This is a genomic window from Pseudomonas sp. CC11G (assembly GCF_056174845.1).
In genome coordinates this window covers 134,073-145,000 of sequence record NZ_JBWBZC010000001.1, presented here as the reverse complement: position 1 = coordinate 145,000, position 10,928 = coordinate 134,073, and the positions used below count along the sequence as shown (strand labels likewise).

9 protein-coding genes and 1 rRNA gene (1 of these 10 only partly in view) are annotated in these 10,928 nt (G+C 58.9%); 6 read left to right on the top strand and 4 right to left on the bottom strand.

All coding sequences use genetic code 11. The features are described from left to right. Both AC0V2S_RS00640 and tyrS read right to left on the bottom strand, forming a co-directional pair. Positions 1–694 (bottom strand): 16S ribosomal RNA (locus AC0V2S_RS00640); it reaches 843 nt to the left of the window's first position. 544 nt (positions 695–1,238) lie between these two features. Next, positions 1,239–2,438: a tyrosine--tRNA ligase gene (gene tyrS, locus AC0V2S_RS00635; protein ID WP_475508087.1), complete on the bottom strand. Its 1,200-nt coding sequence runs from the start codon at positions 2,436–2,438 to the stop codon at positions 1,239–1,241. Between the two features lie 211 nt (positions 2,439–2,649). Between tyrS and AC0V2S_RS00630 the strand changes: the two genes are divergently transcribed. Both AC0V2S_RS00630 and AC0V2S_RS00625 read left to right on the top strand, forming a co-directional pair. Beyond that, positions 2,650–4,080, top strand: coding sequence for a peptidoglycan DD-metalloendopeptidase family protein (locus AC0V2S_RS00630; RefSeq protein WP_475508086.1), 1,431 nt, complete (start codon positions 2,650–2,652; stop codon positions 4,078–4,080). Between the two features lie 4 nt (positions 4,081–4,084). Further along, positions 4,085–5,179: an anhydro-N-acetylmuramic acid kinase gene (locus AC0V2S_RS00625; RefSeq protein ID WP_475508085.1), complete on the top strand. Its 1,095-nt coding sequence runs from the start codon at positions 4,085–4,087 to the stop codon at positions 5,177–5,179. A gap of 65 nt (positions 5,180–5,244) precedes the next feature. Here AC0V2S_RS00625 and erpA read toward each other — a convergent pair whose 3' ends face one another. Next, positions 5,245–5,595: an iron-sulfur cluster insertion protein ErpA gene (gene erpA / locus AC0V2S_RS00620; RefSeq protein WP_108099340.1), complete on the bottom strand. Its 351-nt coding sequence runs from the start codon at positions 5,593–5,595 to the stop codon at positions 5,245–5,247. 125 nt (positions 5,596–5,720) lie between these two features. After that, complete coding sequence (gene argC, locus AC0V2S_RS00615) at positions 5,721–6,755, bottom strand: N-acetyl-gamma-glutamyl-phosphate reductase (RefSeq protein WP_475508084.1); 1,035 nt, start codon at positions 6,753–6,755, stop codon at positions 5,721–5,723. Positions 6,756–7,055: 300 nt separating this feature from the next. Between argC and hemJ the strand changes: the two genes are divergently transcribed. The 4 genes from hemJ (at position 7,056) to AC0V2S_RS00595 (ending at position 10,917) form a co-directional block, all read left to right on the top strand. Continuing rightward, entirely contained in the window at positions 7,056–7,481 is a 426-nt protein-coding gene (gene hemJ / locus AC0V2S_RS00610; RefSeq protein WP_475508083.1) for a protoporphyrinogen oxidase HemJ, read from the top strand. Between the two features lie 35 nt (positions 7,482–7,516). Further along, positions 7,517–8,479 (top strand): NAD(P)H-dependent flavin oxidoreductase, encoded by a 963-nt coding sequence (locus AC0V2S_RS00605; RefSeq protein WP_475508082.1) that lies wholly within the window; start codon positions 7,517–7,519, stop codon positions 8,477–8,479. Next, positions 8,476–9,741, top strand: a complete 1,266-nt coding sequence (locus AC0V2S_RS00600) for an alanine racemase (protein WP_475508081.1) — start codon at positions 8,476–8,478, stop codon at positions 9,739–9,741. Before AC0V2S_RS00605 ends, AC0V2S_RS00600 begins: the two co-directional genes overlap by 4 nt. 93 nt (positions 9,742–9,834) lie before the next feature. Next, entirely contained in the window at positions 9,835–10,917 is a 1,083-nt protein-coding gene (locus AC0V2S_RS00595; protein WP_475508080.1) for a DUF805 domain-containing protein, read from the top strand. Positions 10,918–10,928: the final 11 nt, after the last annotated feature.

Here is a 10,928-nt window from a genome sequence, read left to right as displayed (position 1 = left end):
CGCATTTCACCGCTACACAGGAAATTCCACCACCCTCTACCATACTCTAGCTCGACAGTTTTGAATGCAGTTCCCAGGTTGAGCCCGGGGATTTCACATCCAACTTAACGAACCACCTACGCGCGCTTTACGCCCAGTAATTCCGATTAACGCTTGCACCCTCTGTATTACCGCGGCTGCTGGCACAGAGTTAGCCGGTGCTTATTCTGTCGGTAACGTCAAAACAGCAAGGTATTCGCTTACTGCCCTTCCTCCCAACTTAAAGTGCTTTACAATCCGAAGACCTTCTTCACACACGCGGCATGGCTGGATCAGGCTTTCGCCCATTGTCCAATATTCCCCACTGCTGCCTCCCGTAGGAGTCTGGACCGTGTCTCAGTTCCAGTGTGACTGATCATCCTCTCAGACCAGTTACGGATCGTCGCCTTGGTGAGCCATTACCTCACCAACTAGCTAATCCGACCTAGGCTCATCTATTAGCGCAAGGCCCGAAGGTCCCCTGCTTTCTCCCGTAGGACGTATGCGGTATTAGCGTTCCTTTCGAAACGTTGTCCCCCACTAATAGGCAGATTCCTAGGCATTACTCACCCGTCCGCCGCTGAATCAAGGAGCAAGCTCCTCTCATCCGCTCGACTTGCATGTGTTAGGCCTGCCGCCAGCGTTCAATCTGAGCCATGATCAAACTCTTCAGTTCAAACATAATCGGATTTTGTAAAAATCCTAAACTTGGCTCAGCAATCGCAAAAAAACTCTCAAATTAACGAGTGTTACTTGTGATGCTGACAATCTAGTGACTATCAGTCTTACCTCACAAGCACCCACACGAATTGCTTGATTCAGTTGTTAAAGAACAGTTGGTTGATTCTTTCGTCTCAACCGAGGCGCGCATTCTACAGCAGCCTCTCATTCCGTCAAGCGATTTCGAAAATTTCTTTTCAAACTCAACCGCTTGCGCCTTCGATCAACTTCAGTCTCTCGTCAGCGGGAGGCGAATTCTACAGCGTTTCAAACCGCTGTCAACACCCTCTTTAAACCGCTTTCGATCAACTTAACGATCGACCAACAAGACCAAAACTCAACCTTGTCAGCCCGGCGCATTCTACGCAGATCTCTCTGCTTTGCAACCCTTAATATTCAGCTAACTTATTGATTAACTTGAAGTTTTAAGAGCCTTCCGCGCCGGAAGTGGTGCGCATTATAAGCACCCACGAAAACCCGTCAAGGCTTTATTTGACCTTTTACTCAGCTTTTAGCGTAACGCGTGCAAATGCCTTCTTACCGGCCTGGCAAACATGGGTCGCGCCCAGCTTGTATATAAAGGTGCGATCTACAACCTCACCATCTATACGCACGCTACCGGCATTCAGCAGATCACGCGCGCCCGCAGCATTCTTCACCAGGCCCGCCTTATTAAGGAGGGAAGCGATCGGCAGATCCTCAGCAGAGACAACCTCCACCTCCGGCAGATCATCCGGCAGCTCGCCTTCCTTCATACGGTTGCCCGCAGAACGGTGCGCATTGGCTGCGGCTTCTTCACCGTGGAAACGCGCCACGATCTCTTCAGCCAGCTTGATCTTGATATCGCGCGGGTTAGCACCACCAGCGACCTCAGCCTTGAATGCCTCGATCTCATCCATCGAACGGAAGCTGAGCAGCTCGAAGTAACGCCACATCAGCGCATCCGGAATAGACACCAGCTTGTTGTACATAACGCCCGGCGCTTCCTGGATTCCGACATAGTTACCCAGCGACTTGGACATCTTCTTCACGCCGTCCAGCCCTTCGAGCAGCGGCATGGTCAGAATGGTCTGCGCTTCCTGCCCATAAGCACGCTGCAACTCGCGCCCCATCAGCAGGTTGAATTTCTGGTCGGTACCGCCCAGCTCGACGTCAGCTTTCAAAGCAACCGAGTCATACCCCTGCACCAGCGGGTAAAGGAACTCGTGAATGGCAATCGGCTGGTTGGTGGCATAACGCTTGCTAAAGTCATCGCGCTCCAGCATTCGCGCCACGGTGTACTGCGACGCCAAACGAATGAAGTCAGCCGGACTCAGTTGATCCATCCAGGTGGAGTTGAACGCCACCTCGGTTTTCGCTGGATCGAGAATCTTGAAGACCTGGGCCTTGTAGGTTTCTGCGTTATCCAGAACCTGCTCACGGGTGAGCGGTGGACGGGTGGCGCTTTTGCCGCTCGGGTCGCCGATCATGCCGGTGAAGTCGCCAATCAAAAACACCACCTGATGGCCCAACTCCTGGAACTGACGCAGCTTATTAATAAGCACGGTGTGCCCAAGGTGAAGATCGGGAGCGGTCGGGTCGAAACCGGCCTTGATGCGCAGCGGCTGACCACGCTTCAATTTTTCGATCAGCTCAGCCTCGACCAACACTTCTTCTGCGCCGCGCTTGATCAGCGCCAACTGCTCTTCAACCGACTTCATACCCGCCCCGCACCACCTGATTTTCGAAGGGAACCAACCTTACAAGATCACCAACTAATTACAAGTTTGTGCCCACGACTTGCGCCGCTGTCATAAACCAGAAATTCGTAGGCTTGCCTCGAGGTGATTTTGGTTATATTTTATACAGTTATTTCATATTCATCAGTTTCTTCATCTCTTCTTTTCACCTTTTTAAAGTCAAAGTTGCCTTATGACCTCTATTTCCAAAACACCACCGCCCTACCCCAAAAGCCATCTACTAGCGGCCAGCGGGATCGCCGCCCTTCTTAGCCTGGCTCTTCTGGTTTTCCCCTCTCGCGAAGTAGAAGCAAAAAAGACCACGCTCAATCTGGACCTGAACGCCTCCGAACAGCTCGAAGCCACCCCTAGCGACCCGCAGCAGCCACGTCTGCCGGGCGAGTCGAGCGCATCGCCGTTTGCCCAGATCGACGCACAGAATTCCGATACTCAAAACGCTGAAGCCGATAAAGCTGCCGAAAAACCAGCCGAGCCTGTAGCCGAAGCGCCACCGGCTGATCCATATACCAAGCTGATTACGGTCGCCAACGGCGACACGTTGTCGACCGTATTCCAGAAGGCCGGTCTCACGCCCACCCACCTGCACGAAGCCCTAAACAGCAGTGACGATGCCAAGCGCTTCGGCCAGTTGAAAGTCGGCCAGGTACTGGAAGTGAAGCTCACTCAGGACGGCGGCCTGCAGCACCTGCAGAGCAAACTGAGCGACCTCGAAACAATCACCCTGGCGAAAACCGAAAAAGGCTTCGACTTCAAGCGTGATCTAGCCAAGCCCACCGTGCGCTCCGCGTATGCACACGGCGTGATCAACAGCTCGCTATTTCTCTCCGCCAAGCGCGCCGGCCTGTCGCACAACATGACCATGGACCTGGCCAACGTGTTTGGTTACGACATCGACTTCGCTCAGGACATCCGCGAAGGCGACGAGTTTGAAGTGATCTACGAGCAGAAAGTGGTCAACGGCAAGCAGGTTGGCGACGGCAGCATCCTCGCAGCGCGCTTCGTTAACCGTGGCAAGCCGTTCACAGCAGTGCGCTACACCAACAAACAAGGCTCCACCAGCTACTACACCGCTGATGGCAACAGCATGCGCAAGGCCTTTATTCGTACGCCGGTAGACTTCGCCCGTATCAGCTCGCGCTTCTCCATGGGCCGCTTCCATCCGATTCTGAACAAGATCCGCGCCCACAAAGGCGTGGACTATGCAGCTCCACGTGGTACCCCAATCAAAGCTGCCGGTGATGGTCGCGTGCAACTGGCTGGCCGCCGCGGTGGTTACGGCAACACCATCATCATTCAGCACAACAAGACCTACACCACGCTCTACGGCCATATGCAGGGTTTTGCCAAAGGCATTAAAACCGGCAGCATGGTCAAGCAAGGTCAGGTCATCGGCTATATCGGCACCACTGGCCTCTCGACAGGTCCGCATTTGCACTATGAGTTCCAAGTTAACGGCGTACACGTCGACCCACTGAGCCAGAAGCTGGCAATGGCTGACCCAATCTCCGGGCCGGACAAAACCCGCTTTATGCAAATGAGCAAGCCACTGATGGCGCAGATGGACCAGGAAAAGGCCACCATGCTGGCCTTGAACAAGCGCTAAGCCGATGCCGCGCTATATAGGACTGATGTCCGGTACCAGCCTCGATGGTCTGGACATCGCCCTGATTGAGCAGGAGCAGCAACACACCACCCTGCTCGGCACCCACTATCTTCCCATGCCAAACGAACTGCGCTCGGTTCTGCTCTCGCTGTGCAGCCCCGGCCCGGACGAACTGGCCCGAAGCGCAATCGCCGAACAGCACTGGGCTCGCCTCGCCGCCCAGGGCATCTATGCCCTTCTGCTCGAACACAACCTCAAGCCCGCCGACATCCGCGCCATTGGCAGCCACGGCCAGACTGTGCGCCACGAGCCCGCGCGAGGCTTCACCGTGCAGATCGGCAACCCGGCGCTGCTCACCGAGCTCACCGGCATCAGCGTGGTCGCCGACTTCCGTCGCCGTGATGTCGCCGCCGGCGGCCAAGGCGCACCACTGGTACCGGCGTTTCACGACGCACTCTTCAGTGACGGCAAAAGCCGCCAGGCAATTCTGAATGTGGGCGGTTTCAGCAACCTCAGTTTGCTGGATCCGCAGCAACCGGTGCATGGCTTTGATTCGGGCCCAGGCAATGTCCTGCTCGACGCCTGGATCAACCGTCATCAGGGCCTGGGCTACGACCACAACGGTGACTGGGCCGCTAGCGGTCAAGTCTCAAAGGACTTGCTGAACGAGCTGCTGAGCGATCCGTTCTTCACAACTCAAGGGCCGAAAAGCACCGGCCGCGAGCTGTTCAACCTGACTTGGCTGGACCAGCACCTGAGCCAATTGCCTGCCATCGCGCCAGCAGACGTACAGGCCACGCTGCTGGAGATGACCGCACAAAGCATTATCGGCGCGTTAAAAAACGCCCAGCAAGGCACTCAGCAATTGCTGGTCTGCGGCGGTGGCGCCCACAACCTCACGCTGATGAAGCGCCTGGCCGAACTACTACCGGACTGCACAGTTAGTAGCACCGACGAACACGGCGTACCCGCAGACTGGGTCGAAGCCATGGCCTTTGCCTGGCTGGCCCATTGTTGCCTGGAAGGCATTCCGAGCAATCGTCCCAGCGTCACCGGCGCCAAAGGCCTGCGCGTACTCGGCGCGATCTATCCCGCCTGACCAATCCCATTCGCCAGAAACGAAAACGCCGCGCATAAGCGCGGCGTTGGCGATACTGCGTTCGATCAGATCGAGAACGACGAACCGCAGCCACAGGTGGTGGTGGCGTTCGGGTTCTTGATCACGAAGCGCGAACCTTCCAGGCCTTCCTGATAATCCACTTCGGCACCAGCCAAGTATTGAAAGCTCATCGGATCGACCACCAGGCTCACGCCTTCGCGCTCGACGATGGTGTCATCGTCAGCCACTTCTTCATCGAAGGTGAAACCGTACTGGAAGCCCGAGCAGCCGCCACCGGTAACGAACACACGCAATTTCAGACGTGGATTGCCTTCCTCATCGACCAGGTTTTTAACCTTGTTCGCCGCGCCGTGCGTGAATTGCAGCGGTGTGGGGGTGAAGGATTCGACGCTCATGCTGTCTTTCTCCCGGCCAGTGGCCGACGTATTACTTGGGAATGGCGGCATTATCCGCTTCCCCTACCAAAATGGTCAACTATTGATCAGTGCACGCAGCCCGCGCACCGATCATAAGCCGTTACTTACGGCAGCAATGCCGCGTGGGACAGGCCCAGGCGCTCATCGAGACCAAACAGGATATTCATGTTCTGCACCGCCTGGCCCGACGCGCCTTTGACCAGGTTATCGATCACCGACAACACCACCACCAAGTCGCCGCCTTGCGGACGGTGCACGGCAATACGGCAGACGTTCGCCCCACGCACGCTGCGGGTTTCCGGGTGGCTGCCGGCCGGCATCACATCCACAAACGGCTCGTTGGCATAGCGCTTTTCAAACAATTCCTGCAGGTTTACCGACTTATCCACAACGGTGGCGTAAAGCGTCGAGTGGATACCGCGAATCATCGGGGTCAGGTGCGGCACGAAGGTCAGACCGACGTCGCCCCCGGAGGCGCGGCGCAGGCCCTGGATGATTTCCGGCAGGTGACGGTGACCTTTCACCGAGTACGCCATCATGCTTTCACCGGCTTCGCAGAACAGCGAGCCCACTTTCGCACCACGGCCAGCGCCGCTGACGCCCGACTTGCAGTCAGCAATCAAACGGCTGGTATCGGCCAGGCCCGCTTCCAGCAGCGGCAGGAAACCCAACTGCGTAGCTGTCGGGTAGCAACCCGGCACAGCAATCAGGCGAGCCTTCTTGATCTGCTCGCGATTCACTTCCGGCAAACCGTAAACCGCTTCACCCAACAGGTCGGGCGCGCCGTGCGGCTGGCCGTACCACTTGGCCCACTCTTCGGCGTCTTGCAGACGGAAGTCGGCAGACAGGTCAATCACCTTGGTGCCGGCTTCCAGCAACTCGCCGGCCAGCGCATGCGCTACACCGTGCGGCGTGGCAAAGAACACCACATCGCAGGCACCGAGGGTTTGCGTGTCCGGTACGGTGAAGGACAGGTTGTCGTAGTGACCGCGCAGGTTCGGGTACATCTCATCGACGCGAGTGCCCGCTTCCGAGCGCGAGGTAATCACTACCACCTCAGCCTGCGGATGCTGAGCCAACAGACGCAGCAACTCGACCCCGGTGTAGCCTGTGCCGCCGACGATACCTACCTTGACCATCACGAACCCCCTATAGAAAGAACGCCGGCTGCGGGAAAGCGTAGCGAGCGAAGGATAGGCAAGGCGAAAGCCGGTGAGAAAGCGCAGTTGGCTGCAGCCAATGAGCATTTCGAACCTGCTTTCAACGCCGCCTATCCGAGCGCAGTAGCTTTCCCGTAGTCGGGGAAAGGTGCCGATGATACGGGTGCACCGGCCAGCGGCCAACCGCCATGGTGACGGTTGGCCGATATAACCTGTTTAATACGGCCTCTTCAGGGCATTTAAAGCCCGCCCCCGTCCTTTCTGTTCGAGAATCCCCGAATGCTCTACCTCTGGGTCAAAGCCTTTCACATCATCGCCATGGTTTGCTGGTTCGCCGGGCTGTTCTATTTGCCGCGCCTATTTGTCTACCACGCCATGAGCGAAGACAGCGCCAGCAAGGAGCGTTTCTGCGTCATGGAGCGCAAGCTCTACCGCGGCATCATGACCCCTTCGATGATTGCCACCATCGCCCTCGGCATCTGGCTGCTCACACTCAACCCCTCCCTGCTCAGCCAAGGCTGGATGCACGCCAAGCTCACTCTGGTGCTGCTGCTGATCGGCTACCACCATATGTGCGGCGCCATGCGTAAGCGTTTTGCCGCTGGCGAGCAGCGCCACAGCCATGTGTTCTACCGTTGGTTCAATGAAGCGCCGGTACTGGCGCTGCTGTTTATTGTAATTCTGGTGGTAGTGCGTCCGTTCTAATCACCACAGCCACCTCAACTGATTGGAGATTGTTTATGTCTTTGCCTGCCCTGCTCGAACAACGTCTGCGTTTGCCGGTAGTTGCTGCACCGATGTTTCTGGTTTCCAACCCGCAGTTGGTGTTGGCGTGCTGCAACAGCGGCATCGTCGGCAGCTTCCCGGCCCTTAATCAACGTGAGAGCAGCGGCTTCAAGGCCTGGCTGGACGAGATCAATGCAGGCCTCAGTGCCGAAGCCGCGCCCTATGCGGTCAACCTGATTGTGCACAACACCAACCCGCGCTTGCAGGCGGACCTGGCTATCTGCGTCGAGCAGCGCGTGCCCATCGTGATCACCAGCCTGGGTGCCGTGAAGGAGGTGGTCGATGCCGTGCACAGTTACGGCGGCCTGGTGTTCCATGACGTCACCACCCGCCGCCACGCCGAAAAAGCCGCTGAAGCCGGTGTCGACGGTTTGATCGCGGTAGCCGCCGGCGCCGGTGGCCACGCCGGTACCTGGAGCCCGTTTGCCCTGGTCGCAGAAATCCGCCAGTTCTTCGACAAAACCCTGCTGCTGGCCGGCTGCCTGAACCACGGCCATGAAATTCTTGCCGCGCAGATGCTCGGCGCCGACCTCGCTTACCTCGGCACCCGCATGATCGCGGTAAAAGAAAACGATGCCCCGCAGGCCTACAAGGACATGATCCTCGGCGCCAAAGCCGCCGATATCGTGCACACCCCGGCCGTGTCCGGCGTGCCGGCCAGCTTTATGCGCCAAAGCCTGGAACAAGGCGGCTTCGACCTTAAAGCGCTGCAGGAAAAAGGCGCGGTGAACTACGGCGAAAAACTCAAGCCGATCAACGACGAAGCCAAGGCCTGGAAAACCGTGTGGTCGGCCGGCCAGGGCGTGGGCGATATCAGCGACTTGCCGAGCGTGGCCGAGCTGGTCAAGCGCCTGGACGACGAATACCGCGCCGCTCAGCTGCGCACCGTGCAACTGGGGCAGCGCTGGCCGCGATGAACCGTCGCCACCTGCTTGGCCTGGGCGCACTGGGTCTGTTGGGTATCTGGGCGGTCCGGCCAAGCGACAACGGCCGCCCCTATGACGACTACTTCTCGACCCTCAACCAACTGCTGAAACAGCAAGGCGGCGGCGTGCCGCAGCTGGTGGTGGATATGCAGCGGCTGGACGCCAACGCCGAACTGCTGGCCCGGCGGCTAGGTAACAAACTGCCGCTGCGCCTGGTGGCCAAGTCGCTGGCCAGCGATGGTCTGCTCGATTACCTGGCGAAAAAGCTGGCCACTCGGCGCTTTATGGCCTTCCACCAACCGCAGCTCAACCAACTGGCGCGGCTGTTCGAAGACGCCGACCTGCTGCTGGGCAAACCGCTGCCGGTCAGCGCCGCGTTGGCGTTCTATCAGCAGCTAGGCGCGACCACCGCGTTCGACCCCAGCCGCCAAGTGACATGGCTGATCGATACCCCGCAGCGCCTCCAGCAATATGCCGAATTGGCGGCGGCCTTGAAGCAGCCGCTGCAAATTGCTCTGGAAATCGACCTGGGCCTGGCCCGGGGCGGCTTCGGCGATCCGCAGGCGCTGGGCGAGGCGTTAAACATACTGCGCACCAGCAAAGCATCGCTAACGCTGCGGGGCCTTATGGGTTACGACGCCCAGGTCGCGCACTCACCACCCTGGATCGGCCGCGACCGCGCCTTCGCCGATAGCAATGCCCGCTACCGCGCGTTTGTCGCCACGGCGCAAACCTTTACCGACCTCTGGCCCGCACAGCCGCTGCTCAATGGCGCCGGCAGCCTCACCTACGCCTTGCATGCGCGCGGTGATACGCCGCTGAACGAGGTGTCAGTCGGCTCGGCCCTGCTCAAGCCCAGCGAATTTGACAGTGACTTGCTGGATGAACATCTGCCCGCATTGTGGATTGCGACGCCAGTACTGAAGGCGCAGACCGGCGAGCTGCCCTACCTGAAAAGCCTGCAAGCCGCGTTGCAAACCTGGGACCGCAATCGCCAACAGGCCTATTACCTGTACGGCGGTCGCTGGCAGGCCGACCCCGTTGCGCCCGCCGGTTTGAGTTACGACAGCCTCTACGGGCGCAGCGCCAATCAGGAGCGGGTCAACGGCTCACGGGCGACGGCATTGGGCGTGGACGACTGGGTATTTCTACGCCCGCAACTCAGCGAAGGCCTGCTGGATGACTTCGCCGAGCTGCGTTTGCTGCGCAACAATCGTTTGGTAGGTCGCTGGTTGCCGGAAAACATGGGCTGAAGCGTGACCCATATCACGCTCGCGCTTGTCTGAACCGTCAAAGGGCCATTACGCTGTGGCCACTTCATCTCTATCGCTGACAGGGACGTGCGCATGACCGATACACGCTTCAAAATCGTATTCACCGGTGAGTTGATGCCGGAAGCAGCACTGGACACGGTCAAAGACAATCTGGCGCGCCTGTTCAAAAGCGACCGCAGCAAGATTGACGCCCTGTTTACCGGTAACCCCGTTGCCCTCAAGCGCGACCTCAACGACGCCGAGGCAGACAAGTACGTCGGCGCGCTGCAGAACGCCGGCGCCAAGGTCTATAAAGAACAGGACCTGGCCGCCAGCCTCAGCCTGGTGGAAACCGACGACCACCGCACCGCGCCGGTCGCCGAGCCTGAAGACGGCGCGCACATGACCTGCCCCAAGTGCGGCCATGAGCAAGCCAAGAACATCGAATGCAGCGCCTGCGGCATCGTCATCGAAAAATACCTGGCCCGGCAGGCGCAACTCGCCGAAGCCGCCGCCGCAGAACCGGCCCCTGTTGCCGCTGCGGTGGTCAGCACAGCCGCCCCGTCGCCGTACGCCACTCCGCAGGCACAAGTCGGCGACGTGATGCCCGAATACGGCGAGCTCAACTACTTCAGCGTGGAAGGCCGAATCGGCCGCGTGCGCTACCTGGGCTGGAGCATGGCGATGACCTTGCTGGCCATCCCGATCCTCGGTGTGTTCGCCGGCATCTCGGCGCTGTCGTATATGTTCGGCGGCTTGCTGGTCATTCTCGCCGTGATCGCCATGGTGGTGATTGGCGTGTTTATCGGTGCGAAACGTCTGCACGATATCGGTTGGTCTGCATGGCTCTGGCTGCTGTTGTTGGTGCCGGCCGTTGGCAGTGTGTTTGCCATCATCATGCTGGTGGTACCTGGCACGCCGGGCCCGAACCGTTATGGCCCGCCGCCGCCACCGAACAGCAAAGGTGTTGTCGTGCTGGCCTGGACCATGCTGCTCGTGCCCATCATCGGTATCCTTGCCGCCATCGCGCTGCCGGCGTATCAGGGCTACGTGCAACGCGCCGAAGAGTCGGCGTATTCCGCAGAACCTTCTGTCGATATGGACGCGCCTGCCGAAGCCGTAGAACCTGCAGAACCTGGCGAACCAGCCGACGAAGCCAGCCCGGACGAAGAGTAATTCCCCACTGA

What these genes read in the sequence shown, in the direction of transcription:
- tyrS (WP_475508087.1), bottom strand. Translation starts at nt 2,438, where the DNA reads ATGAAGTCGGTTGAAGAGCAGTTGGCGCTGATCAAGCGCGGCGCAGAA.
- AC0V2S_RS00630 (WP_475508086.1), top strand. Translation starts at nt 2,650, where the DNA reads ATGACCTCTATTTCCAAAACACCACCGCCCTACCCCAAAAGCCATCTA.
- AC0V2S_RS00625 (WP_475508085.1), top strand. Translation starts at nt 4,085, where the DNA reads ATGCCGCGCTATATAGGACTGATGTCCGGTACCAGCCTCGATGGTCTG.
- erpA (WP_108099340.1), bottom strand. Translation starts at nt 5,595, where the DNA reads ATGAGCGTCGAATCCTTCACCCCCACACCGCTGCAATTCACGCACGGC.
- argC (WP_475508084.1), bottom strand. Translation starts at nt 6,755, where the DNA reads ATGGTCAAGGTAGGTATCGTCGGCGGCACAGGCTACACCGGGGTCGAG.
- hemJ (WP_475508083.1), top strand. Translation starts at nt 7,056, where the DNA reads ATGCTCTACCTCTGGGTCAAAGCCTTTCACATCATCGCCATGGTTTGC.
- AC0V2S_RS00605 (WP_475508082.1), top strand. Translation starts at nt 7,517, where the DNA reads ATGTCTTTGCCTGCCCTGCTCGAACAACGTCTGCGTTTGCCGGTAGTT.
- AC0V2S_RS00600 (WP_475508081.1), top strand. Translation starts at nt 8,476, where the DNA reads ATGAACCGTCGCCACCTGCTTGGCCTGGGCGCACTGGGTCTGTTGGGT.
- AC0V2S_RS00595 (WP_475508080.1), top strand. Translation starts at nt 9,835, where the DNA reads ATGACCGATACACGCTTCAAAATCGTATTCACCGGTGAGTTGATGCCG.